This window comes from Pseudomonas caricapapayae (assembly GCF_001400735.1).
GTDB lineage: Bacteria > Pseudomonadota > Gammaproteobacteria > Pseudomonadales > Pseudomonadaceae > Aquipseudomonas > Aquipseudomonas caricapapayae.
The window spans coordinates 40,701-66,572 of sequence record NZ_LJPW01000068.1 but is presented as its reverse complement, the minus strand read 5'-3'; the positions used below and the strand labels follow the sequence as shown (position 1 = coordinate 66,572).

Sequence of the window (25,872 nt, the reverse complement as noted above, 5' to 3'; positions counted from 1 at the left end):
AAAGCCGCCTACGTGCGGCTGCAATCGTCCTGTTGCAGCAGATTGGCCTGGGTCAGGTTGCAGCCCGCTGGTACGCTGCGGGTCAACCAGACATTGCCGCCAATGGTCGAACCCTTGCCGATAGTGATGCGGCCCAAAATGGTCGCACCCGCGTAGATCACCACGTCGTCCTCGACGATAGGATGCCGCGCGTGGCCTTTCTGCAACTGGCCGTCCTCATCTGCCGGGAAGCGTTTGGCCCCCAGGGTCACGGCCTGATAGATCCGCACCCGCTCACCGATAATCGCGGTTTCGCCGATTACCACGCCTGTGCCGTGATCGATAAAGAAGCTCGGACCGATCTGCGCCCCCGGATGAATGTCGATACCGGTCGCAGAATGAGCGATTTCCGAGCTGATGCGCGCCAGTAACGGCAACCCGGCGCGATACAGATGGTGAGCCAGACGGTGATGAATCACCGCCAGAATGCCGGGGTAGCAGAGCAGCACCTCATCAACACTGCGTGCTGCCGGGTCACCGTGATAGGCGGCCAGGACATCAGTGTCGAGCAACAGACGAATGCCTGGCAGCGCCGTGGCAAAATCCTGAATCAGCGCAAGCGCGCGCGCATCGATGCCCTTGAGGTCTTCGCCCTGCTGATGGGCCACGTAGCGCAGTTCCAGCCGGGCCTGGGCCAGCAACGCGTTGAGCGCGACATCCAGGGTGTGGCCTACATAAAAATCTTCGCTTTCTTCGCGCAGGTCCACCGGACCAAGCCGCATCGGGAACAGCGCGCCACTCAGGGCTTCGAGAATATCGCCCATCGCTGCACGTGAAGGCAGCTCACGTCCACCGTGCTCACCGCTCACTCGCCGGTTGCGCGCCCGCCAGTCTTCACGCGCACTGCGCAACTGGCTGACGATCCGCTGCAACTGCCAGTGGCTGGAGCGGCCGTCGGCGGATGCTTCTGGAATATCGCTCACGCTTGACTCTCCTTGATGTGAAGGTGGCGACCGACAGTGCTGGTCGCTGCTATGGCCACTCTACGGCAAACATTCAGACGAAAAAAACAACAATTTCTGTGGGAATACACTAAGCGGGCCGTGAGCACAGATAAGTTGCCGTGCGGGAAACGTCTGCCTATAGTCCGGTGACTCTTTACACGGCTTATCGACCACCATGATCAAAAATCAGCTTGCCCGCTTCAATCGCCTGGAATTGATCAGCGCGCCAACGGCTCTGGAAAAGCTTGAGCGCCTGTCGGTCTGGGCAGATCGCGATATCTACATCAAGCGGGATGACACCACGACACTGGCACTGGGCGGCAACAAGGTCCGCAAGCTTGAATACCTGGCCGCGGATGCGCTGGCGCAGGGTGCCGACACTCTGATCACCGCCGGTGCCATCCAGTCCAATCATGTGCGCCAGACTGCAGCGCTGGCTGCGCGTCTGGGCCTTGGCTGTGTGGCGCTGCTGGAAAACCCCATCGATACTGAAGACCCCAGTTACCTGAAAAACGGCAATCGCCTGCTGCTGGAACTGTTCGATGCCAAGGTCGAGCTGGTGGAAAACCTCGACAACGCCGATGAACAACTGCATGCGCTGGCTGCGCGCCTGCGCTCCAGCGGCAAGAAGCCTTATCTGGTGCCTATTGGTGGCTCAAGCCCGATCGGTGCGCTGGGTTACGTTCGCGCCGGGCTGGAACTGGCCGAACAGATCAAACAGACCGGCGTCGATTTCGCGGCAGTGGTGCTGGCCTCGGGCAGCGCAGGCACCCACAGTGGCCTGGCATTGGCGCTGGCTCACGAATTGCCGCAATTGCCGGTGATCGGCGTGACCGTGTCGCGCAGCGAAGAGGCTCAGTTGCCCAAAGTACAGGGGCTTGCCGAGCGCACGGCGGAGCTGCTCGATATGGCGCTGCCCGAACACTTCAAAATCGAATTGTGGGACGAGTATTTTGCCCCCAGGTATGGCGAACCGAACGCCGGTACGTTGTCTGCCATCAAGCTGGTAGCCAGCCACGAAGGACTGTTGCTCGACCCGGTCTACACCGGCAAGGCCATGTCCGGTCTGCTGGATGGCATTGGCCGTCAACGCTTCAACGACGGCCCTCTGATCTTTCTGCACACGGGCGGCGCGCCAGCGCTGTTTGCCTATCCGGATGCGTTCGACCAGTGATTTTTCAGCCAACGTGCTTTTTATGCCTTTTATGAGGATAAATAACTTTTTTTGTTATTTTTCCTCATAAGCAGATGGCTATATAGTCGCGCCCGGCAGACCACAACACTTGACCTTACACCTGACGTAACTGCCTGAAAAAAGCTGAATAATCAGCACGAAGTTGCTTGAGTCGGGTCATAAAATGGCCAGACACTTCCATACCAACAAGGGGCTCGCATGAACATTTCCGCTATTCGTCGCACGTTTCTTTTCTCCGCACTGGGCTTGATGCTCGGTGCCGGTATCGCCGGGCAAGCCATGGCTGGCGAGCAATTGCAGAAAATCAAGGATAGCGGCACTCTGAATGTGGGCCTTGAAGGCACCTACCCGCCATTCAGCTTTGTCGATGAAAACGGCAAGCTGACGGGCTTCGAAGTCGAGTTTTCCGAAGCGCTGGCCAAGGAACTGGGTGTAAAGGCCAAAATCCAGCCATCGAAATGGGACGGCATTCTGGCCGCTCTGGACTCCAGGCGTCTGGACGTGGTGATCAATCAGGTAACCATTTCCGACGAGCGCAAGAAGAAGTACGACTTCTCCGAGCCCTACACCGTGTCCGGCATCCAGGCGCTGGTTCTGAAGAAGAACGCCGACGCGATCAAGGAGCCTAAAGACCTGACCGGCAAGAAAGTTGGCGTGGGTCTGGGTACTAACTATGAACAATGGCTGAAAGCTAACGTTCCGGGCGCAATCGTCAAAACCTATGACGATGACCCGAGCAAGATCCAGGACCTGAGCGTAGGTCGTATCGACGCGATCCTCGTCGATCGTCTGGCCGCCCTGGAAATGGCCGCCAAGACGAAAAGCAAACTCGTTCCCGCAGGCGACGCGTTCTCCCGCCAGGAATCGGGCATTGCCCTGCGCAAAGGCGAGCCTGAGCTGCTGGCGGCCATCGACAAGGCCATCGACAAGCTGCGTGCCGACGGTACGCTGAAGAAATTGTCGGAAAAGTACTTCAACGCTGACGTCACACAATGATTGAAGAGAGCCTTCAGCTCGCGCTGGACTCCGCGCCCTTCCTGCTCAAGGGCGCGTATTACACTGTCTTCCTCAGCCTGGGCGGGATGTTTTTCGGGTTGTTGCTGGGCTTCGGCCTGGCACTGATGCGCCTGTCGCGCTTCAAGCCGGTGAACTGGATAGCACGCATCTATGTGTCGTTCTTTCGAGGTACGCCGTTGCTGGTCCAGCTGTTCGTGATTTATTACGGCCTGCCGGAGCTGGGCATCCAGCTCGAACCGCTGAGCGCGGCACTGATCGGTTTTTCGCTGAACATGGCCGCCTATGCCTGTGAAATTCTGCGCGCAGCCATCGGCTCCGTGGAGCGCGGGCAGTGGGAAGCTGCCGCAAGCATTGGCATGACGCGCTGGCAGACGATGCGTCGCGCCATCCTCCCGCAGGCAGCACGTACGGCCTTGCCGCCGCTGGGCAACAGCTTTATCTCACTGGTCAAGGACACCGCGCTGGCAGCCACCATCCAGGTACCGGAGCTGTTTCGCCAGGCGCAGTTGATCACCGCGCGTACATTCGAAATTTTCACCATGTACCTGGCCGCCGCACTGATCTACTGGATCCTTGCCACGGCGCTCTCGCACTTGCAAAACAAGCTGGAAGCCAGGGTCAACCGGCATGATCTGGAGACCTGACCGATGATAGTCGTTGAAAAACTCACCAAGGAATTCAAGGGCAATCAGGTGCTCAAGGGCATTGATCTGCGTATCGAAGCCGGGGAAGTCGTCGCCATCATCGGGCCCAGCGGTTCGGGCAAGACCACCCTGCTGCGCTGCCTGAATCTGCTCGAAACACCTGACAGCGGCCGGATCAAGGTGGGCGACATCGAGATCGATGGCACCCGCTCCATGAACCAGCAGCAAGGATTGATCCGCCAGTTGCGCCAACAGGTAGGGTTCGTGTTTCAGAACTTCAATCTGTTCCCGCATCGCACCGCACTGGAAAATGTCATTGAAGGTCCGGTGGTGGTCAAGAAGGTGGCACGGGAAGCCGCCGAGGCACTGGGCAGGAAGCTGCTCGCCAAGGTAGGCCTGACCGGCAAGGAAGATGCTTATCCGCGTCGCCTCTCCGGCGGGCAGCAACAGCGCGTGGCGATTGCACGGGCACTGGCGATGGAACCTCAAGTCATTCTGTTCGACGAGCCGACCTCGGCACTGGACCCCGAGCTGGTTGGTGAGGTGCTGACAACGATCCGTGCCTTGGCCGAAGAGAACCGCACGATGGTAATCGTTACCCACGAGATGAGCTTCGCACGAGAAGTCGCCAACCGGGTGATCTTCATCGACAAGGGGGTGATCGTCGAGCAGGGTGAAGCCAGGTCGCTGTTTGCCAATCCCCAGGAGGAGCGCACCCGACAGTTTCTCGAGCGCACTCGCGCCTGAACCTGCAGATCGCCTCTTGCAAAGCAGCGTCCATTCAATGGCGCTGCTTTTTTCTTACATTTCAGGAGGCATCAATCGTTCAATATCCTTGCTCGATTCCTGCGTAATTTTCCGAAAAATCATCGAAATAATAAAAACGACCTACGTCAGTTCTGATAGCTGACTCGTAGTCGGCCAGCCTGCGGCAGGCCTTCCTTGCCGAACACGCCCTCCTGAACAACCCTCTACCCGTTACTGCCTGTTGCTATTGATACTTTGTGGTAGGACGGTTGTTTATCGCAGAGTCAACAGTTCTAAATATACCGTGTAGGAAGTATCTGGTTTTCAAGTAAAACACGGACAAACGCCACTCGCATATTGACAAGCGTTCACAAAGCCCATTAGCTCACACACTTAGATCATTTAGTCAGGCAGCAAACTTTCAAGCGCGCATTTCATACTGTTTGTAATGTTTGCCACACCTTGGATATTTAAGGTACTTATCTCGCTGCCTGAATTGCTTCACTTATTACTTGACCCTGACAACTTACGACAATTCTTTACTTTAATTACTGATTATCAGGAGTACCCAAACATGCGAAAAAACCTTTGCAAGGCTGCCCCCATGGGCTTGCCAGCCCCTTCCATACCGCTGGCCAGCCGACACGGCATCGGCGTGAGAATCGCCTCTCAACTCCTTGTCCATGTGCCCCCCTACGAAGGCATGGACGAGGGTGACCTGATCGAACTGTTCTGGGACGGCTGTTACGTCGCGTCAAAAATCTTGAAGGCATCCGACCTTGGCAAACCCAGCGTCCTACGTGTACCGGAAAGCTTTCTACAGAACGGTAAGGCAAGGACTTACTACCGGGTCATGAAGATAGGTGGCGTGCCCGTGACCTCGCCTTGCCGCAAGCTGTGGGTCAAGCTCAACGTACCGGGAGGGCGACTGATCGGTGCCAATACGGAAGAAAACCAGGGGCTGGCACCGCTGTATGTCGCACCATCGGTCATACGCCGCGGGCTGTCGCGCCGACATCTGGAAGGCGGCCTGCCGATGACCATCGAGCCGTATCTGAATATGGCTGCTCACGACGAGATCACCGTGCGCTGGGGCGATCTGCGCATGGACCTGCCGCCGCTGGCTGTCGAAGATGTCGGTGAGCCTGTCGATCTGGTCATACCGCCTGCGCTGATAAGGGAAGGCGGTGAAGAGCAGCAACTTGAAGTGACTTACTGCGTGATCGACCGCGTGGGCAACAACTCCCTCTGGGCACCGCCCCGGCTAATAAGAGTTCAGCCACTGGGTGATTAAACTGATTGAATACTGCCCATGGAATAACCGGGGACGTGTCAGAAATGTTTGTACGTGGCCAGCACAGGGCTGGCGATAGTCGAAAAACCAGACGTTATCACCCCGCACCCATCATTATTGTTTTGTACCGCTGCCGAGCGTTCAAGAAAGTGCGAAATAGTTCAGACGTCAGCTGTATTCATTTCGCACTTCATTGTGCCCATCAGTCTGTCGCCTGATGGGGCGCAGGGTGAGGCACTGAGCGGACATTGGCGACAGACAATTACCGTCTATGCTTATTCCAAAAAGCACGTTTTAAAAACTTTTATACACGCTTAGGGTATATGCACCGGACCACCGGACATCGTGATGTTTTCCAGCCGCACTTGATGCGGTCTACTGCTACGAGGTTCCGATGGTCCCTTTCACAACTACCCCTGTGGATAAACCCAGGGCCGTAACGATTGACGGTGAGCGACGCGAGTCTGATCCGGCGACGTTAGCGGTTCAAAGCGTCGAGGTTTCACAAGAACCTGACGTTGCTCCCCGTCTGCTCCCGGCCAAGGTGTTGCAAAACGACGCCGAAGCCATAGCCGCCGCCCACGAACTGGCAGCGTCAGCGCAGATCAATGCCGCCAACCGCGACCGGCAACGCGCGTTGCCGTGGGCTGAAATCGAACAATTCACTCGTAGCGGGCTGGGCAGTATTTCCATACCCCGTGCGTACGGTGGTCCGCAAGTCTCGTTCGCCACGGTGGCCGAGGTGTTCAGGATCATTTCTGCTGCCGATCCCGCCCTGGGGCAAATCCCGCAAAACCAGTTTGGCATTCTGCACCTGCTGCAGGGCAGTGCCACCGAGCAACAGAAAAAGACATTGTTCCAGAGCGTGCTGGACGGCTGGCGTATCGGTAACGCCGGTCCCGAGCGCGGCACCAAAAACACACTGGAACTCAAGGCACGGATCACCAGCCATGGCGACCATCTGGCCATCAGCGGGCAGAAGTTCTACTCCACCGGCGCGCTGTTCGCACATTGGGTTGCGGTCAAGGCACTCGATGATCAGGGTCGGCAGATCATGGCCTTTGTCAAACGCGGTACGCCGGGGCTGCGCATTGTCGATGACTGGTCGGGCTTTGGCCAACGCACCACCGCCAGCGGCACCGTGCTGCTCGACAACGTTGCCGTCGACGCCGGGCAGGTGGTCGATAACTGGCGTCTGTCCCTGACGCCCAACATTCAGGGTGCGGTATCGCAGTTGATCCAGGCGGCGATAGACGCGGGCATTGCTCGCGGTGCAATCGATGATGCGATTGCGTTTGTTCGCGAGAAATCCCGTCCATGGATCGATGCCAAGGTCGAGCGTGCCAGCGACGACCTGTATGTGATCGCAGACATTGGCAAGCTGAAACTTGAGTTGCACGCCGCCGAAGCGCTACTGCGCAAGGCGGGCCAGGAACTCGACGAGATCAACGCGACGCCCATCGACGAGCACTCGGCAGCACGCGCCTCCATCGCCGTGGCGCGTGCCAAGGTATTGACCACCGAAATCTCGTTGCTGGCCAGCGAAAAGCTGTTCGAACTGGCAGGCAGCCGCGCGACGCTGGCCGAGTTCAATCTCGACCGCCACTGGCGCAACGCGCGGGTTCATACCCTGCACGACCCGGTGCGCTGGAAATACCACGCAGTCGGTACCTGGCATCTGAACGGCACTCTGCCTGCCCGTCATTCCTGGATCTGAACCAGACCACTGGAGAACACCCTTCATGAGTTTCAACCCACAAGCGCGCGACAACGCAGCGCTGATCACCAGTGACGCTCAGGCCCTGCGAACCGCCCGCGAACTGGCCTCGCACTTCAAGACCGACAGCGCGCAACGCGACCGCGAGCGCCGCCTGCCCCATGCCGAACTCGACCTGTTCAGCCAGTCCGGCCTGTGGGGCATCAGTGTCCCTAAGGCCTTCGGCGGCGCGGGTGTCTCAAACGTGACGCTGGCCAGGGTGATCCAGCTGATTTCCGAAGCCGATGGTTCTCTGGGGCAGATCCCGCAGAACCATTTCTATGCCCTTGAAGTGCTGCGCGTGAACGGCAATCCACAACAGCAGGTGCGGCTGTATGCCGAGGCACTGGCTGGCGTGCGGTTCGGCAATGCGCTGGCCGAGCTGGGAACCCGGACCGCACATGACCGCACCACTCGCCTGACCCGCGACGGTGACGGTTATCGCATCAACGGCCGCAAGTTCTACGCCACCGGGGCGCTGTATGCGCAACGTATTCCCACCTCGGTCATTGACGACGAGGGCGTGCAGCAATTGGTTTTCGCCGCGCACGACAGTGAGGGGCTGACCGTCATCGACGACTGGAGCGGTTTCGGGCAACGCACCACGGGCAGCGGCTCGGTGGTGTTCGACAATGTGTACGTCAGCGCGAACGACATCGTGCCGTTTCAAAGCGCTTTCGAGCGCCCCACTACGGTCGGCCCGCTGGCGCAGATTCTCCATGCAGCGATCGACACCGGCATCGCCCGCGCAGCCTTCGAGGACGCCCTGACGTTCGTGCAGACGCGTACCCGACCATGGATCGATTCAGGTATCGAAAAGGCCGTGGATGACCCTCTGACGCTGCACAGCTTCGGCAAACTCGGTATTCGCTTGCACGCCGCCGAGGCGCTGTTGGAAAGGGCCGGGGAGTTTCTCGACATTGCTCAGGCAGACAGCAATGCCCGGACCGTGGCCGCTGCCTCGATAGCCGTTGCCGAAGCCCGCGCCATCAGCACGGAGATTTCCCTGGCGGCCGGTAGCACGCTATTCGAGCTGGCCGGCAGCCAATCGACTCTCGCCGGGCACGGCCTGGATCGTCACTGGCGCAATGCCCGCGTTCATACCCTGCACGATCCGGTGCGCTGGAAGTTTCACGCCATCGGCAATTACTACCTCAACGACACCAATCCTCCGTTGCGGGGGACGATCTGATGGCGCGCAAGAAGATCCTTCTCAATGCGTTCAACATGAACTGCATTGGCCATATCAATCATGGCCTGTGGACACATCCGCGTGACACCTCCACACACTTCAACAGCCTGGAATACTGGACCGACCTGGCCAGGCTGCTGGAACGCGGATTGTTTGACGGGCTGTTCATTGCCGATATCGTGGGGGTGTACGACGTCTACCAGAACTCGGTCGACGTGACCCTGAAGGAAGCTATCCAGTTACCGGTCAACGACCCGCTGCTGCTGGTCTCGGCCATGACTGGCGTGACGAAACACCTGGGCTTCGGCCTGACCGCCAACCTGACCTACGACGCGCCCTATCTGTTCGCCAGGCGCATGTCGACGCTGGATCATCTGAGCCGTGGCCGGGTGGGCTGGAACATTGTCACCGGTTACCTCGACAGTGCGGCGCGGGCGATGGGGCTGAGCGAGCAGAACGAGCACGACCGCCGTTACGATCAGGCGGACGAGTACCTGGAGGTGCTGTACAAGCTCTGGGAGGGTAGCTGGGAAGACGACGCAGTCATCAACGACCGCGAGCAGCGTGTCTATGCCCAGCCGGGCAAAGTCCACAAGGTACGGCACAAAGGCGAGTTCTATCAGGTCGAGGGTTATCACCTGTGCGAACCGTCGCCGCAACGCACCCCGGTGCTGTTTCAGGCCGGCAGTTCGGAGCGTGGTCTGCAGTTTGCCGGACAGAACGCGGAATGCGTGTTCATCAGCGGCCAGAACAAAGCTGCCACCCGCGAGCAGGTCGACAAGGTGCGCGCCAGCGCAGTGAAGGCCGGACGCAACGCGGAGGACATCAAGGTGTTCATGGGCCTCAACGTGATCGTTGCCGCCAGCGAGGCGCTGGCTCGCGAGAAGTACGCCGAATACCGCCGTCATGCCAGCGCCGAAGCAGGCGTGGCGCACTTTGCAGCGTCGACCGGGATCGATTTCTCGGAATACGAACTGGACGAGCCCATTCAGTACGTGAAGAGCAACGCCATTCAGTCCGCGACCAAAAACCTGAAGAACAACGACTGGACGCGCCAGAAACTGCTCGATCAGCACGCGTTGGGCGGCCGTTATATCACCCTGGTCGGCTCGCCTGAGCAGGTCGCCGATGAGCTGGAATCGTGGATTGCAGAAACTGGCCTGGATGGATTCAACCTGACCCGCATCGTCACGCCGGAGAGTTATGAGGACTTCATCGACCTGGTGATCCCGGAGCTGCAACGCCGCGGCTCCTACAAGACCGCTTACGAAGACGGCAGCCTGCGCAAAAAACTGTTTCCGGAAGGTACGGATCGTTTACCGCAACGGCATGCGGGAGCAACACACCGAAGTATTTGATTACGACATGCGCGCCCACGCTGAAGCGCTCAGCGTTATACACAGATTTTGTGGGAGCAGACTTGTCCGCGAAGACGGTGATTCAGACGATTTACTTTCGGAGAATATACCGGCCCTTTCGCGAACAAGTTCGCTCCCACGGCCTCCGGCCAGAATCAAAAACAGGTCTGTATATAAGGATGAGCTCAGGGCGTGGGAACGAGACTTAGGGATTTCTTAAAGGACCGCACCATGAGCAAAACCCTCGCTGCACTGGCCCTCGGCCTGTTGACCCTGACCGCTTACGCTGACGACAAACCGTTGAAAGTCGGCACCACGGCAGCTTTCGCCATACCGCTCGAAGCCGCTGTCGAAGAGGCGGGCAAGCAGGGCCTGAAAGTCGAGCTGGTCGAGTTCACCGACTGGATCGCCCCCAACGTCACCCTCGCTGCGGGCGACATCGACGTGAACTACTTTCAGCACGTCCCGTTTTTGAACAATGCCAATGAAGCCGCGGGTTTCGGGCTGGTGCCCTACGCGCCGGGGATCATCAACAACGTCGGTCTGTACTCGAAAAAGTACAAGAGCTTCGATGAGCTGCCGACTGGCGCAACCGTGGCCATCGCCAACGACCCGATCAACAGTGGACGCGGCCTGCAACTGCTGGCCAAGGCCGGGCTGATCAGCCTCAAGGAGGGCGTCGGCTACAAGGCGACCGAAGAAGACATCACCGCCAACCCTAAAAAGCTCAAAATCATCCAGGTCGAGGCCGTGCAGCTGGTGCGTGCTTACGATGATGCCGATCTGGTGCAGGGCTACCCCGCTTACATCCGCCTGGCCAAGACCTTTGCGGCCGATTCGGCCATCCTGTTCGACGGTCTGGACCACCCGGAATACGTCATTCAGTTCGTGATCAGACCGGATCACAAGGACGACCCGCGGCTGGCGAAATTCGTCGACATCTACCAGCACTCGCCTGTCGTTCGCGCCTCACTCGACAAGGTCAACGGCAAGCTTTATCAGGCGGGATGGAAAGAATGACCGCAACCGCGCAACGCCAACTGCCACTCGACACACCGGGCGCAGGGCAACTGGCGCAACAGGCCGAGCTGCACCCGGAGCTGAACCGCGCCCATGTGCGCTTCATCAACCTGGGCAAGACCTACGACGGCCAGCAAGGTCCGGTCGAGGCGCTGGGCAATATCGACCTGGCTGTCCAGCGCGGCGAGATCTTCGGCATCATCGGTCGCAGCGGTGCCGGCAAATCATCGCTGATCCGCACCATCAACCGCCTGGAACAGCCCAGCAGCGGCCGGGTGCTGATCGATCAGGTAGACATCGGTGAGTTCGACGAAGACAAGCTGGTGGAGCTGCGCCGGCGCATCGGCATGATCTTTCAGCACTTCAACCTGATGTCGGCCAAGACCGTGTGGCAGAACGTCGAGCTGCCGCTCAAGGTGGCTGGCGTGCCCAGAGAGCAGCGTCAACGCAAGGTCGCGCAGTTGCTGGACCTGGTGGGTTTGCAGGACAAGCACAACGTATACCCCGCGCAACTGTCCGGCGGGCAGAAACAGCGTGTCGGCATCGCTCGCGCACTCGTGCACGACCCGGCGATCCTGCTGTGCGACGAGGCCACTTCGGCGCTGGACCCGGAAACCACTCAGTCGATCCTCGGCCTTCTGCGCGAGATCAATCAGCGCCTGGGCCTGACCATTGTGCTGATCACCCATGAAATGGCGGTAATCCGTGATATCTGCCACCGCGTGGTGGTGCTGGAACAAGGCCGGATAGTCGAGCAAGGGCCGGTCTGGCAAGTGTTTGGCGACCCGCAGCATGAGGTCAGCAAAACCTTGCTGGCACCGCTGCAAACCGGGTTGCCCAAGGAATGGGCAGAGCGTCTGAGCGATCAACCGCAACGGCCAGACGCGGCCCTGTTGCTGGATGTGCATTTTACCGGTGTGAGTGACCAGGGGCCGGACCTGGCCGCGCTGTTTACGGCGCTGGGCGGCAAAGTGCAATTGCTGCAAGGCGGGGTCGAGCGGATTCAGGACCGGGCTGTCGGCCATCTGGTCCTGTCGATCACCGGATCACCCTATGCATGCGCCGAGTTGCTGGCACGTGCCCGTCAATTGGCACCCCGCGCGGAGGTACTGGGTTATGTGGGTTGATCGTTTGCTGCAAGGCACCCTAGACACCTTTCTGATGGTCGGCGTGTCGTCGTTGATCGCGTTGCTGCTGGGCATCCCGCTGGCGGTGATTCTGGTCACAAGCTCCAAAGGCGGCATCTACGAAGCACCGGGGATCAACCGGGTGCTGGGTGCCTTCGTGAACCTGTTTCGCTCGATACCCTTTCTGATCCTGATGGTTGCGCTGATCCCCTTCACACGGATGATCGTCGGTACTACATACGGGGTGTGGGCAGCCGTTGTGCCCCTGACCATCGCGGCCACGCCGTTCTTTGCACGAATCGCCGAAGTCAGCCTGCGTGAGGTCGATCATGGTCTGGTCGAGGCGGCGCAAGCGATGGGCTGTCGCCGCTGGCATATCATCTGGCATGTGCTGCTCCCGGAAGCGCGTCCGGGCATCGTCGGCGGCTTTACCATCACGCTGGTGACGATGATCAACTCGTCGGCCATGGCCGGTGCCATCGGCGCAGGCGGGCTGGGCGATATCGCCTATCGCTATGGCTATCAGCGCTTCGACACGCAGGTGATGCTCACTGTGATTGTCTTGCTGGTGGCCGTAGTGGCGCTGGTACAGCTGGGCGGCGACCGATTGGCACGCAGCTTCGACAGGCGCTGAGCAGCGACAGCGCAGCGGGGGTATATTGGCGGTCTTCCTTTGCCGGACCGCCCTTTATGACGCTCGACCCTCAGACCCTTGCGCAGATTACCTCGACCACCGTCAGTCATTACAACCGTGTAGCCGACGACTTCCGCGAAGGCACCCGCGATCACGATGTCAGCCAGAATATCGATGCATTGCTGCGCCACATCGAAGGCCCGGGACCGTGGCAGATTCTCGATTTCGGCTGTGGGCCGGGGCGAGACCTGAAAACGTTCACGGCAATGGGACATGTCGCGGTCGGGCTCGACGGCTCCGAACGTTTCGCCGAAATGGCCCGCACCGAGACCGGTTGCGAAGTGTTGCAGCAGAACTTCCTTGAACTTGACCTGCCGCAAGGCCGTTTCGATGGCATCTTCGCCAATGCGGTGCTGTTCCACGTCCCCAGGCAGGAACTGCCACGTGTACTGCGTCAGCTGCATGCCACGCTCAAACCGGGCGGCGTACTGTTCAGTTCCAACCCGCGTGGTGAGAATCAGGAAGGCTGGAACGGCGAACGTTATGGTGCATATCACGACCTCGAAACATGGCGCGAACTGCTGACCGAAGCAGGGTTTACCGAACTGGAGCACTACTACCGTCCCGCCGGGCTGCCGAGGGATCAGCAGCCTTGGCTGGCGAGTGTCTGGCGGCGCTAGACTGCCTTTCATGCTCCGTGTCATACACAAGTCTGTTTTTGACTCTGGCCGAAGGCCGTGGGAGCGGACCGGGCGACGCTTCGCTTGTTCGCGAAAGGGTTGGTATAGCCGCCGAAAATGCAGCGCCTAAAACATCGTCTTCGCGAACAATGCGGATCGCCGCCCCGGTCGCCCCCACGCCCTGCGGGCAGAAGCCTGAAAGCCCCATCTTGCGGGCGTTTCAGAGCTTGCATATAACGCTGAGCGTTGGAGAGTGCGTCTCGCTCCAACGCATATCAATGCGCTGGCTGCGCGTGTTCACCCTCGTCATTGTCCGCCGCTTCCTGACGCTGTTCATCGGTGGGTTCCTTGATGCGATACCAGGCCACATACAACGCGGGCAGGAACAGCAACGTCAGCAGGGTGGCGATGATGATGCCGCCGATCATGGCGTAGGCCATCGGCCCCCAGAACACTTCCCGAGCGATAGGGATCATGCCCAGACTGGCCGCTGCCGCCGTCAACAGAATTGGCCGGCGGCGATGTTCGGTGGCTTCGACCACCGCGTCCCAGGGCAGGTAGCCACTGCGCTCGTAGGCGTCGATCTGGGTCACCAGAATGACCGAGTTGCGGATGATGATACCAATCAGCGCCAGCACCCCGAGAATAGCCACGAAACCCAGTGGCGTGCCGGTCGGGATAAGCGCCAGCACCACACCGATCAAGCCCAGTGGCGCGACACTGGCCACCAGAAACATCTTCTGCACGCTGTGCAGCTGGATCATCAGGAACGTTGCCATGAGGAACAACATCAGCGGCGCAACGCTGGCAATCGGCCCTTGCGCCTTGCTGCTTTCCTCGACCGTGCCGCCGGTCGCAACCTTGTAGCCGACCGGCAGGCCAGCGGCAAACTTGTCGATTTCCGGTTGCAACTGTTTGACCAGATCGGTCGGCTGAATCGCGTCTCGCACGGCACCTTTCACGGTAATGGTCGGCTGGCGATCGCGACGCCAGACCAGCGGCTGCTCCAGCTCATAACCGACCGTGGCAAAGGCCAGCAACGGAATGGAAGTACCGCTCGGCGTCACGATTTGCAGGTTCTGCAGGGTTTCCGGTGTACCGCGCTCGGCATCTTCGGCACGTCCGATCACGTTGATCAGATAGATATCGTCACGCACCTGGGTCACGGTAGAACCGCTGACCACGCTGTTCATCAGCTTGGCAACGTCTTCGGACGACAGACCCAACTGCCGGGCCTTGTCCTGATTGATGTCGATGCGCAGCACCTTGCCTGGCTCGTTCCAGTCGTAGATCACCTCGCCCACATGCGTGTTCTGATCGAGCAGCGTAGCCAGCTCGATGGCGTGCTGACGCACCTTGTCGATGTTCTCGCCGCTGACGCGATACTGCAACGGACGACCCACCGGAGGGCCCATCTCCAGCGCCTGCACATACGACCCGATGCCGACGAAGTCATCACGCAGGCGTTTTTGCAGGCGGGCAGTCAACGCGCCACGCTCTTCCAGGCCTTTGCTGACAATCACCAGCTGGGCGTAGAACGGGTTTTCCAGTTGCTGATCGAGAGGCAGGTAGAAACGCAACGCGCCCTGGCCGATATAGGTGCTCCAGCGCTCGATGTCCGGATCGTCCTTGAGGCTCGCTTCAAAACGATCCACCACCTTGCGCGTCTCGTTGATCGAGGCGTTCTGCGGCAGGTTCAGATCGACCAGAATTTCCGGGCGGTCCGACGACGGGAAGAACTGGTTCTGCACGAACTGCATGGAGAACAGCGACGCAGCGAACAACCCTATCGTGATGCCAATCGCCAGCCAGCGATGACGCATGGCCCAGAGCATGCTGCCGTTGAATGCCCGGCCTATGCGGCCGGGCTCTTCGGATTTCGGCTTGATGTTGGCGCTCAGAATATGCACGCCGATCACCGGTGCAAACAGCACGGCAACCAGCCACGAGACCAGCATCGCCACAGCAATCACGGCAAACAGCGTGAATGTGTATTCCCCCGCCGAGCTGTTGTTCAGGCCGATCGGCACAAAGCCGGCCACAGTCACCAGCGTACCGGTGAGCATCGGGAACGCTGTCGAGGTGTAGGCGTAAGTCGCGGCCTGCTCCTTGGATTCCCCCATTTCCAACCGTGTGACCATCATTTCCACGGTAATCATGGCGTCATCCACCAGCAGGCCGAGGGCAATGATCAGCGCGCCAAGGGAGATCCGTTGCATGGTGATGCCGCTGTATTCCATGAACACGAACACCATCGCCAGCACCAGCGGAATCGAACACGCGACCACCAGTCCTGCGCGAAACCCGAGGCTGACGAAGCTGACCAAAAGCACGATGATTACCGCCTCGAACAACGCGCTGGTGAAGCCGCCCACAGCCTTGTTCACCACCTCGGCCTGATCCGACACCTTGTGCACGCCAATGCCGACTGGCAGCTCCGCCGTTGTGGCGTCCATACGCTCATGCAGCGCCTTGCCGAACGACTGGATGTTGCCGCCCTTCTGCATCGCGATGGCCAGACCGATCGCCGGTTTGCCATCGAAGCGGAACAGCGGTTTGGGCGGATCGGTGTAGCCACGGGCTATGTCAGCAATGTCGCTCAGACGGTAAAAACGGTCATTGATGCGCAGATTGACTGCAGCCAGATCCTTTTCGGACGCGAACTGGCCGGAGGTACGCACCGAGATACGCTCCGGCCCGGCTTCGATCACCCCGGCAGGCGTCACCGCGTTCTGTGATTGCAGGCTTTGCACCACCTGGCTCTGGTCGATGCCCAATGCAGCGAGTTTGCGGGTCGAGAAGTTCAGGTACAGCACTTCATCCTGCTGACCGATCATCTCGACCTTGCCCAGACCGGGCACTTCGCGGATGTCGGCGCGAACCTTCTCGACGTAGTCACGCAACTGACGCATCGAGAAACCGTCTGCGGTAAACGCATAGATCGAGCCGTACACATCGCCGAACTCGTCGTTGAATGACGGGCCTTGCAGCCCCTGCGGGAACTGGCCACGAATGTCATCGACCTTCTTGCGCACCTGATACCAGATCTCCGGTATCGCCTTGGCGCTGGTGGTGTCACGCAGGTACACGAAGACCGTGGACTCGCCCGGTCGGGTGTAGCTCTTCACGTAGTCCAGTGAGTCCAGTTCTTCGAGCTTCTTCTCGATGCGGTCAGTGACCTGCTTCAGCGTCTCGTCCACGGTCGCGCCAGGCCAGCGAGTCTGGATAATCATGGTCTTGATGGTGAAGGACGGGTCTTCCTCGCGCCCCAGCTTCATGTAGGAAAACACGCCCATCAACAGCGCGACGAACATCAGGTACCAGACGAACGACTGATGCTTGATGGCCCACTCGGATAAATTGAAATTCCCTTTCATCGCGGGCTTTCCTCATCGACTTTGACTTTCTGACCCGGTTTGAGGCTGTTGACGCCCGCGCTTACCACTTTTTCACCCGGTTTGACGCCATCGGTCAGCACGAAGGAGTCGCTGTCACGGCTGGCAATATTGACGGCTCTGGGGTTGACCGTCTGACTCTGCGGATCGACGATCCAGATCTGGCGTTTGCCATCGACTTCCTGCAGGGCATTGATCGGCAGACGCATGCGCGGCGTGATGGTCGAGCTGAGCGTCACACTGATGGCCGTGCCCAGTCGGAACGCTGCGGGGGTTTCTGCCAGCGACAGACGCGCACGGCGAGTACGCGTGGTGCGGTCGGCCTGGGGTTCGATTTCACGGATGATCGCCGTGGTGTTGACTTCCGGGTGCAGCTGACTGGCGACGGTGAATACCACGTCGGACGGCAATTGGTCGGCCAGGGTATCGGGCAGGTCGATCACCGCTTCCTTGATGTCCGGCCGCGCCAGGGTCACGACTTCCTGCCCGGCAGTCACGACTTGCCCGGCCTCGACTTTCCATTCGGTGACCACGGCATCGTGATCACTGCGCAGCTCGCTGTAGCTCAACTGATCGCGCGCCTGTTGCGCGGCCGCCCTGGCCTGCTCCAGTGACGAATTGGCAGTCTTCAGGTCGGTCAGCGCGATGTCCAGTTGCGCCTGGGCACCGACGCCGCGGTCGAACAGCTCCTGCTGACGACGGGCATTGGCCTGGGCGTTGATCCACTGCGCCTGCACATTGGCCAGATCGCCCTGGCGGGCACGCACGGTGTTCTGCTGGTCGGTCGGATCAAGGGTCGCAAGCAAATCGCCTTTTTTTACTTCACTGCCGACGTCGACGTTGCGCCGGGCAATACGACCCGCCACACGAAAGCCCAGCACACTTTGATAGCGCGCCTGGATATTGCCTGCGAAGCGTCCGAAGTCCTGAACGGATTCAGGTCGGGCGTCAATGAAGACGACCGGTCGTACCGGCTCTGGAGGGGTTTCGTCCTTGCCACAGCCACTCAACAGAAAGCCGCTCGACAGCAGGCCGCCCAGCAACAGGAATGACAGGCGATTCATGGCTGCACCTGCGCATTCTGTTGTCCGGGTTGCTCGGCAATCTCGACCTGCATGTCCGGGTGTAGCAATTGTCCACCTGCCACCACGACTTTCTCTCCACTTTTTAGCCCGGCGCCGATGATGACTTTAGAGGTCAGGTAACGGGTGACGGTAACCTTGCGCAAGTTGACCTTGCCCTGCTCGTCGACCACCCACACGGCGGGCTTGCCCAACTGCTCGCCAAGGTCCTTGGTCAGTGCCGCCCAAGGCAGTTCGACACTGGCATTGGCCGGAGCGCTCAGCGCTACGCTGACCACCGAGCCGAGGTCCATGCCGTCGGGCAACGGGTCCAGCGCGATCTTGACCTGCAAGGTGCCGGTTTGCGCCGACACCGCCGGGGTCACTTCACGCACCTTGCCGCTGACTTCGATAGCCGGATTGTCGAGGAGCGTGACCTGCACGGGCTGATTGGTCGGCGGCTGAACGAACAGCGATTCGTACACATTGAACACGGCATCCCGATCACCGTCGCGCGCCAGATCGAAAATCGGCACCGTGGCCTGCACCACTTGCCCGACTTCGGCCTGACGCGCCGTGATCACACCCGGCGCATCAGCGGCCAGTGCGGTATAACCCAGCTGCTCACGCGCATTGGCCAACTGCGCCTGTGCCGCCTTCAACGAGCTTTCACTGCCGTGCAAGGCGGCCTGGGCAGAGTCATATTCGCTGCGGCTGGTGTAGCCTTTGGGCAGCAGTTTCTGCTGGCGGACAAACGCTGCGCGGGCCTGACTCACGCGGGCCTGCTCGGCGGCCACGGAGGCGGCGGCCGAATCGACATTGATCTGCAGGTCCTTGGGGTCGAGCCGGGCCAGAATCTGCCGTGCAGTGACCCGGTCACCCACATCGACATTACGCTGAATGATCTTGCCGTTGACCCGGAATGAAAGACGGGTCTGCACCCGCGCCTGAACATCACCGGTCAGGGCGACGCTGGCAGCAAAGTCAGCGCTTTTCACCGTTTGCACATAGACTCGCGGCAACTCCGGGGCAGCCGGTTTTTCCTCGCCACAGCCCGCCAGCGCCGCCAGGGCAACGGCGAGACCGAGTGTAATCAGTCCAGAAGGAAGAACGGGCATGCAGACTCCTTGTGCGGCTGCCGGGTGCGGGCGCGATAGGGCGAGAGAATAACGTGAGCATGCGACTTTGTGCGAGGGGGAGGGTTCATTGGGTAAAGAGCTTTTGCACTGCAATCGCTCGAAGTGGGCCAGACCTGCCGTGCTTTTTGACCAAAAAAGCAGGAATGAGTGGTCTGACGAGGACTACCATCCGGTAGTACCTCAGAGACGCCGACTGAAAAGCGCAGGGGCGCTGGTGCACATGAGTAACTGCACGCCGTGCCCCTTGCCTCCACAATTATTTATTCAGCACTATTCTTTGTAGATTTGCACACAGGATAGCTTCCCATCAATACCGTTTTTGTACTTCCCCTCAAAATAGACCAACCCGTCCGTTACTTCACCCAACGGAAGATCGGGTGCCAGAGAGTTAGGCCAGAAGTTCTCTATAACCTTGCTCAATCTGTATTTATAAAAATCGTCATCAAAACGATTACCGTCATCGCATCTATCGTCATAAAAACCGATGACGGTGGGCCTTCCGTCTATAGGGTAAACGTTACTTAACCTGTAAGCCGTAGCATTATCATTCCCACAACTGTAGTCGCTGCCCATTTGCAAAAGTTGCTCCTTCCATGGAAGGCTGCATGTCATTTTCCACCCTCCAGGAGCACTGCTGTCTCTTTTCCATAATTCCAGCGCAGCACTTTTACCGGCTGACGGTGGCACTTCAAGAGGTACTGTCGAGACGACCATGCGAGGCTGGCACCCCAGCAAGGCTGACAACACTGTCACCATCGCAACCGTCTTGATACGGGCACTGTGCGGCCTGCACAATTTGCTGATATATCCCGCCGTCTTCATTTCATTACCTCTCCATGGTGTTAACACCGGAATTCCGTTTGGAGCAACATGGCATTACCTGTTGCAGGGAACCTCAGAGTGGCACAACGGGATGGCAGCCAATACTATCAAGCGTACTAGGCATTCAAGAGCCCCTCCCGATGCTATCTCTTAAAGCCGGGTTACTTGAATAACGGCCCGGCGTGCTGCGCGCTTGGCAAGCTCTGTGCGAGCAAGATTCACGCTGCGCGCAACCAGGGTCGGCACGGAAAAAGCGACAGCAATCGCCGCCAACGGACGCGCTGCCTCTGAATCAGGATCAATACTTCTGACAATATAGGAAGAGGCCCATGTCACGCCGGCTGCAACCGCCCCTACCGCAACAGCTGCTGAAATCTTCTCGGTCGTGTTGGCTGATCTCCGGGGCGCTGTCGCAATGGCGTTCAAATCAAACGTTGCATTCGGAGTGGGCTTCACTTTCACCCCTCGGAGCACCGCTTTCACTGATGACCGAGCCAGCAATAAGCCAATGCCTGCAGTAAGAAGCCCCGCAGCGATGTAGGTCGACGTAAGCAATACGTCTATGAACTCACGCCCGTCAGGATCGCTGCGATTGACCGGATCCCCCGCACAGTACGCATACGCATTCAACCCGCCCTTGCCGAACGGGCTCAGGCTGTCGGGGCTGTTGAAGCGCATGAGCACCGGGTTATAGGCGCGATAGCCATTGCCCAACAGGTAGTGGCCGGTGCTGGAATCAAGCAGCTCGCCATTGAACCCCGGCAGCGCACCGGACTGACGGGCTGCACGAGCGATAGCACCGGCGAGCGAGGTACGGGTTGCGATGCGGTCCAGCGCATCGTAGCTGTATCGGCACAGGCTGATTTGCTGAGGCATGACGAGTAACCGGTTGCGATGGATGAGGCAAGGCGTGCCTCACTGACCCTCACAATGAAGGGTTAAGCAGGCATCAGCTACTCGTAGAATTGCTAGGTAACCTCAATGCCTCTGAACGCATTCCAGCGAGCGCTCGAGCTCGGCCTTGGCCATATTGATCAGATGCACCACCGAGAACGCCAGATCACGTTTCAGGCCATTGAGGCGGTCACCGGTTTCATAAGCGCTGGCAGAAGCACAGCTCAGTATTTCGCTGACCTGTATCAGGGAGTCTTCGAGGGATGAAGGGTTTGGGGGGGACGGAGTTGAGTTGATCATCGCTTGTTCCTTTAGCTGAAAAGGCCACCGAATGCTTGCTGCCAAACAAACAAGGGTGGCGACTTTGACGCGGGTTAGCAGACCGGTGTGGAACAAGCGCAAGCAACCGGCGCACCCGAAGGTGCCCCACGCAAAGCCGCCATAAACGGCACTTGCGCCACTTGTATCCACAAACAGGCTGCTAAACCCGATCGCTGAAAACCCAGCGACCGACGCAGCCTAGTGTGCAGATTTGGCAGGCGCAAGGCCCCGGGATTTTCTAGGAAAGGTCATACGCAGGAAAGAGAAAAGGCCGAAAGAAAGGTCCTTCAGGACAGATTTTTCGTGAGCGGAAGTAACCTGATTCTTTCAGAAGAGGACGCAGAGCGTCCAGAACGGCATTCCTACGCGGAGCGTTGGAACGATAGCTTATCTCCCGGACGCCTCTCGTTCATCACGCTCCGCGTCATACATTCAGGAGGACGCAGAGCGTCCAGAAATGCATACCCACGCAGAGCATGGGTACGATGATGTTCCCGAGATCACCTCTCGTTCCTCACGCTCCAGCGTGGGAATGCCCTTCATGACGCTCCGCGTCATCTTCAAACCGCGCCGATCAGCTACCCTCAGTGCCGTGCGCTTCTTCGAAGAAGTAGTCCTTCCAGCTCGCCGCCTTGTTTTTCAGCACGCCCAGTTCATGCAGTTTTTCGGCGTAGATGAAGGTGCGCTGCGGCGTGACGGTGAAGTCGATTTCCGGGTCGGCGACGATTTTCTCTACCAGTGGCAACGGCAGTCTGGATTGCTCGACGCGGATGTACGTCTGCGCGGCAGCGGGCTTGTCGGCCTTGATGATCTTCTCGGCTTCGGCCAGCGCGTCGTAGAACGCCTTGTAGGTCTTGGGGTTTTCGTCGTGGAATTTCTGGGTGGTATAGAGCACGTTGAACGTCGCCTGACCACCCAGTACGTCATAGGAACTGAGCACCTTGTGAACGCTGGGGTTTTCCAGCGCCTGATACTGGAACGGCGGGCTGGAGAAGTGCGAGTTGATTTCCGAGCCGCCCGCCAGCAATGCTGCAGTGGCATCCGGGTGCGCCAGGCTCACCGAGATGTTGTCGAATTTCTTGTAGTTGTCGTTACCGAATACCTTGGCGGTCTCGATCTGCAACGTACGCGACTGAAAGCCTACACCGGCGGCAGGTACGGCAATGCGGTCCTTGTCGGTGAAGTCCTTGATGGTCTTCACGTCAGGGTTGTTGGTCAGCAGGTAATTGGGCATCGAGCCCAGCGAGGCAATGGCCTTGACGTTCTGCTTGCCCTTGGTACGGTCCCAGACGGTCAGCATCGGCGGCACGCCTGCCGACACCACGTCCAGCGCACCGGCCAGCAAGGCTTCATTCATTGCGGTCGCGCCGGAGATGCTGTTCCAGTCGACCTTGATGTCCAGGCCCTGCTCCTTGCCATGCTTCTCGATCAGCTTCTGATCGCGCACCACGTCGAGGATCAGATAGCCGATACCGAATTGCTGAGCGATGCTGATCTTGCCTTCAGCCTGTGCGCCCGTGCCGAACAGTGCGCCGAACAGGCCAAGCGTGGTCGCCAACACAGTCAGTGTCGGGCGTTGAAATCGAGTTTTCATATGTGCTTACCCTGATTTTTCAATAAAAGACTGTGTAACGGCGCTTCAACGCTGCATGCCCCAGCGCTTGACGGTCAGACGCTCGATGTTGGCAAACAGCAGGTTCTCGACGAGCAGGCCGATAAGGATCACCGCCGCGAGACCGGCAAAGACCTTGTCGGTATACAGCTCGTTACGATTCTGGAAGATGTACCAGCCCAGACCGCCCTTGCCGGATGACGCACCAAACACCAGCTCGGCAGCGATCAGCGTGCGCCAGGCAAAAGCCCAGCCGATTTTCAGACCGGCGAGGATCGATGGCAGCGCAGCAGGGATCAGGATGTGCCAGACAAAGCGCAGGCCTTTGAGGCCATAATTGCGCCCGGCCATGCGCTGGGTTTCCGAGACGCCCAGAAAGCCCGCGTAGGTATTGAGCGCGAGTGCCCACAGGACCGAATGCACCAGCACGAAGATCAGGCTGTTCTGGCCCAGCCCGAACCACAGCAACGCCAGCGGCAGCAGCGCAATCGCAGGCAGCGGGTTGAACATGGCGGTCAATGTGCCAAGCAGGTCGCGCCCCAGTTGGGTGGACACTGCCAGGGTGGTCAGGGCGAAGGCCAGAACAATACCGATCAGATAGCCTTGGATCAGTACGGTCAGGGAGATCCAGACCTTGCCCGGCAGCTCGCCGGAAATCAGCCCGTCATAAAAGGCGGCAGCCGTTTGCAGAAAGCTGGGCAACAGCAGGTCGTTGTTCTGCACGCGCGCGGCCAGCTCCCAGAGCACGGCAAGGGCGACCATGATCACGCACTTGCGTACCCAGCTCAGTTGCCAGATGCGCTGGGCCAGCGGCAGGTCGCGGGCCAGATCTTCCTGAGTGAACGGCTCAAGAGTGACTTCGTATTCTTCGCGAGCAGGAGGTGCGAGGCTCATGGTTTGGGTTCTCGGTAGTCGTAAAAAGCGTATGCAGAACGTTCTAATAAACGGGCTTTTGTGGGAGCGGACTTGTCCGCGAAAAAGCCGGTACGCTATCCGAAGATGCATATTCTGAACTACCGCCTTCGCGGACAAGTCCGCTCCCACAGAAGACCCGTTCGCTCCCACGCCCTACGGGCAGAAGCGCGTATCAATAAGCGATCCGGATGTCCTGAAAATTCAGCTCTTGCTCGACCGGTCCGGCCTCGCCTTCGTCGAACAGCAGGCGATGAATGCGTTGCGCGGTTTGCTGGAAACCGACGCCGCCGAGACTTTTCAGGTCGTATTGATGGCTGTTGATTTCCGCCCGTACACGGCCAGGATGCGGCGACAGCAGCAGGATGCGGTTACCGACCACCAGCGCTTCTTCAATTGAATGTGTAACGAACAGCAGCGTGAAACGCACCTCTTCCCACAGCTCCAGCAGTTCTTCCTGCATCTTGCGGCGGGTCAGTGCATCAAGCGCGGCGAATGGCTCGTCCATCAAAAGGATTTTCGGTTGCATGGCCAGGGCCCTGGCAATCGCCACACGCGCTTTCATACCGCCAGAAAGGGTGTGCGGATAGGCATCGGCAAACGCACTAAGGCCGACTTTCTCCAGGTAATAGCGCGCCCGCTCCAGCGCTTCGGGGCGTTTCAGGGTGCGTGACGCCAGCAGCGGAAACATGACGTTCTCGATCACGGTTTTCCACGGCGGCAACTGGTCGAATTCCTGGAACACCACGATGCGGTCCGGACCGGGCTCGGTGACCTGATGGCCCGCCAGACGTATCTCGCCCTCGCTGGGCCGAATGAACCCGGCCACCGCTTTGAGCAAGGTCGACTTGCCGCAACCCGATGGGCCGAGCAAGACAAAACGGTCGGCCGGGTCGACTTCGAAACTGACTTGATGCGTCGCTCGCACCACTCGTTCCGGAGTGCGGTATTCCAGGCTGACGCCGCGGACTTGCAACAAGGCTTCAGTGCTGTGCTGAACAGCCGGTTGCGTTTGGGCACTCGTGCTGGCCGTGTGGCCTTGCGCGACAGCATTCATGAACAGCTCTCCTGAATCAAAATGGCGCAGTGCCTTGAATGGTCGTGCGATGCAGTTTGCGTCGCAGATGGGCCGGGCAGCCGGCAGCCAGATGAATCAGAGAACGGTTGTCCCAGAACACCATGTCGTTGGCTTGCCACTGGTGCCGATAGATGTGCTCGGGCTTCACGCTGTGGGCGTAGATCTCGTTGAGAATCTGACGACTCTCGTCTTCCGGCAGATCAAGAATCCGGGTGGTGAAACCTTCGCTGACAAACAGCGCCTTGCGACTGGTCTCAGGGTGAGTGCGGACAATCGGGTGGCTGACCTCGACCACTTGGGCCAGTTGCTCGGCGGTCAGGGTCGGACGCCAATTGGCGGCGTTATGACCTTCGGCGTAGCGTGCGGTGTAGCTGTGAACCGCTGAACGCCCTTCGACTGCATCGCGCAGGTGTTGCGGCAATGTGTCCCACGCCAGATGCATGTCTGCAAACAGCGTATCGCCGCCTTCACTTGGCAGCTCCTGAGCGTAAAGCATCGAGCCCAGGCTCGGCAGCTCTTTGTAAGACAGGTCCGAATGCCAGTATTTGCCGGCATCGCCCAGGCCCACAGGCTTCTCGTTCTCGACAATGTTGGAGACGATCAGGATTTCCGGGTGGTTGGCCAACAGAAACTGCTTGAGCACATGGATCTGCAGCACCCCGAAGCGACGGCTGAAATCGATCTGCTGTTGCGGCGTGATCTGCTGATCGCGGAACACCACGACGTGGTGATCCAGATGTGCCTGATGCACACGAGCGAAGTCGGCATCGTTCAACGGCCTGGACAGATCCAGCCCAACGATTTCAGCGCCCACCTTTTCGGTGAATGGACGCACATCGAACGATTGCGAAGCAGGTTGAGCGCACGATGAAGCGAGGGAGGCTGCTGGCATGAGAACTCCGACTCCAGAACAGTGTGACTGAAAGACGAAACTCTATAGATATAAGAAAGAGAATTTAAATACCGTTAAGGAATATCTATAGTTCTGAAT

At 59.1% G+C, this 25,872-nt stretch carries 23 protein-coding genes; 12 read left to right on the top strand and 11 right to left on the bottom strand.

Annotated elements, in window-relative coordinates; genetic code table 11:
- Nucleotides 1-8 precede the first annotated feature (8 nt).
- Nucleotides 9-962 (bottom strand): serine O-acetyltransferase EpsC, encoded by a 954-nt coding sequence (gene epsC / locus ALO80_RS10695; protein ID WP_055008988.1) that lies wholly within the window; start codon nt 960-962, stop codon nt 9-11.
- A gap of 196 nt (nt 963-1,158) precedes the next feature.
- Between epsC and ALO80_RS10690 the strand changes: the two genes are divergently transcribed.
- The 12 genes from ALO80_RS10690 (at nt 1,159) to ALO80_RS10635 (ending at nt 13,647) form a co-directional block, all read left to right on the top strand.
- Nucleotides 1,159-2,157, top strand: a complete 999-nt coding sequence (locus tag ALO80_RS10690) for a D-cysteine desulfhydrase (protein WP_055008987.1) — start codon at nt 1,159-1,161, stop codon at nt 2,155-2,157.
- A gap of 219 nt (nt 2,158-2,376) precedes the next feature.
- Nucleotides 2,377-3,174, top strand: a complete 798-nt coding sequence (tcyJ, locus tag ALO80_RS10685; protein WP_055008986.1) for a cystine ABC transporter substrate-binding protein — start codon at nt 2,377-2,379, stop codon at nt 3,172-3,174.
- The gene (gene tcyL, locus ALO80_RS10680; RefSeq protein WP_082427053.1) at nt 3,171-3,839 is read left to right on the top strand and encodes a cystine ABC transporter permease; all 669 of its coding nucleotides are present in this window, start codon (nt 3,171-3,173) and stop codon (nt 3,837-3,839) included. The genes tcyJ and tcyL overlap by 4 nt, the downstream gene beginning before the upstream one ends.
- A gap of 3 nt (nt 3,840-3,842) precedes the next feature.
- On the top strand, nt 3,843-4,586 hold the full coding sequence (tcyN, locus tag ALO80_RS10675; protein ID WP_054988156.1) for an L-cystine ABC transporter ATP-binding protein TcyN: 744 nt from the start codon (nt 3,843-3,845) through the stop codon (nt 4,584-4,586).
- Between the two features lie 574 nt (nt 4,587-5,160).
- Complete coding sequence (locus tag ALO80_RS10670; protein ID WP_055008985.1) at nt 5,161-5,880, top strand: hypothetical protein; 720 nt, start codon at nt 5,161-5,163, stop codon at nt 5,878-5,880.
- A 544-nt stretch (nt 5,881-6,424) separates the two neighbouring features.
- Entirely contained in the window at nt 6,425-7,597 is a 1,173-nt protein-coding gene (locus ALO80_RS10665; RefSeq protein ID WP_223813513.1) for an SfnB family sulfur acquisition oxidoreductase, read from the top strand.
- 25 nt (nt 7,598-7,622) lie between these two features.
- Complete coding sequence (locus ALO80_RS10660; protein WP_055008984.1) at nt 7,623-8,828, top strand: SfnB family sulfur acquisition oxidoreductase; 1,206 nt, start codon at nt 7,623-7,625, stop codon at nt 8,826-8,828.
- Entirely contained in the window at nt 8,828-10,186 is a 1,359-nt protein-coding gene (locus tag ALO80_RS10655) for an LLM class flavin-dependent oxidoreductase (protein ID WP_055008983.1), read from the top strand. The genes ALO80_RS10660 and ALO80_RS10655 overlap by 1 nt, the downstream gene beginning before the upstream one ends.
- 231 nt (nt 10,187-10,417) lie before the next feature.
- Nucleotides 10,418-11,206: a MetQ/NlpA family ABC transporter substrate-binding protein gene (locus ALO80_RS10650; RefSeq protein WP_055008982.1), complete on the top strand. Its 789-nt coding sequence runs from the start codon at nt 10,418-10,420 to the stop codon at nt 11,204-11,206.
- The gene (locus ALO80_RS10645) at nt 11,203-12,333 is read left to right on the top strand and encodes a methionine ABC transporter ATP-binding protein (protein WP_055008981.1); all 1,131 of its coding nucleotides are present in this window, start codon (nt 11,203-11,205) and stop codon (nt 12,331-12,333) included. The genes ALO80_RS10650 and ALO80_RS10645 overlap by 4 nt, the downstream gene beginning before the upstream one ends.
- On the top strand, nt 12,323-12,967 hold the full coding sequence (locus tag ALO80_RS10640) for a methionine ABC transporter permease (protein ID WP_002551596.1): 645 nt from the start codon (nt 12,323-12,325) through the stop codon (nt 12,965-12,967). Before ALO80_RS10645 ends, ALO80_RS10640 begins: the two co-directional genes overlap by 11 nt.
- Before the next feature lie 56 nt (nt 12,968-13,023).
- Entirely contained in the window at nt 13,024-13,647 is a 624-nt protein-coding gene (locus ALO80_RS10635) for a class I SAM-dependent methyltransferase (RefSeq protein ID WP_055005570.1), read from the top strand.
- 275 nt (nt 13,648-13,922) lie between these two features.
- On the opposite strand, the gene ALO80_RS10630 is transcribed toward ALO80_RS10635, so the two are convergent.
- The 10 genes from ALO80_RS10630 to ALO80_RS10585 all read right to left on the bottom strand — a co-directional run bounded on the left by ALO80_RS10630 (nt 13,923) and on the right by ALO80_RS10585 (nt 25,773).
- Entirely contained in the window at nt 13,923-17,024 is a 3,102-nt protein-coding gene (locus ALO80_RS10630) for an efflux RND transporter permease subunit (protein ID WP_055008980.1), read from the bottom strand.
- Entirely contained in the window at nt 17,021-18,106 is a 1,086-nt protein-coding gene (locus ALO80_RS10625; RefSeq protein WP_054985501.1) for an efflux RND transporter periplasmic adaptor subunit, read from the bottom strand. Before ALO80_RS10625 ends, ALO80_RS10630 begins: the two co-directional genes overlap by 4 nt.
- Complete coding sequence (locus ALO80_RS10620; RefSeq protein WP_055008979.1) at nt 18,103-19,221, bottom strand: efflux RND transporter periplasmic adaptor subunit; 1,119 nt, start codon at nt 19,219-19,221, stop codon at nt 18,103-18,105. Before ALO80_RS10620 ends, ALO80_RS10625 begins: the two co-directional genes overlap by 4 nt.
- Before the next feature lie 291 nt (nt 19,222-19,512).
- Nucleotides 19,513-20,064, bottom strand: coding sequence for a hypothetical protein (locus tag ALO80_RS10615; protein WP_055008978.1), 552 nt, complete (start codon nt 20,062-20,064; stop codon nt 19,513-19,515).
- Nucleotides 20,065-20,214: 150 nt separating this feature from the next.
- Nucleotides 20,215-20,940, bottom strand: a complete 726-nt coding sequence (locus ALO80_RS10610; RefSeq protein ID WP_055008977.1) for an RHS repeat-associated core domain-containing protein — start codon at nt 20,938-20,940, stop codon at nt 20,215-20,217.
- Nucleotides 20,941-21,042: 102 nt separating this feature from the next.
- Complete coding sequence (locus ALO80_RS10605) at nt 21,043-21,258, bottom strand: DUF6124 family protein (RefSeq protein WP_055008976.1); 216 nt, start codon at nt 21,256-21,258, stop codon at nt 21,043-21,045.
- 595 nt (nt 21,259-21,853) lie between these two features.
- A complete protein-coding gene (locus ALO80_RS10600; RefSeq protein ID WP_055008975.1) occupies nt 21,854-22,873 on the bottom strand; it encodes an ABC transporter substrate-binding protein in 1,020 nt (339 codons plus the stop codon).
- 45 nt (nt 22,874-22,918) lie between these two features.
- The gene (locus ALO80_RS10595) at nt 22,919-23,785 is read right to left on the bottom strand and encodes an ABC transporter permease (protein WP_055008974.1); all 867 of its coding nucleotides are present in this window, start codon (nt 23,783-23,785) and stop codon (nt 22,919-22,921) included.
- Between the two features lie 193 nt (nt 23,786-23,978).
- Nucleotides 23,979-24,860: an ABC transporter ATP-binding protein gene (locus ALO80_RS10590; RefSeq protein ID WP_055008973.1), complete on the bottom strand. Its 882-nt coding sequence runs from the start codon at nt 24,858-24,860 to the stop codon at nt 23,979-23,981.
- Between the two features lie 16 nt (nt 24,861-24,876).
- The gene (locus tag ALO80_RS10585) at nt 24,877-25,773 is read right to left on the bottom strand and encodes a TauD/TfdA dioxygenase family protein (RefSeq protein WP_055008972.1); all 897 of its coding nucleotides are present in this window, start codon (nt 25,771-25,773) and stop codon (nt 24,877-24,879) included.
- Between the last annotated feature and the right edge of the window lie 99 nt (nt 25,774-25,872).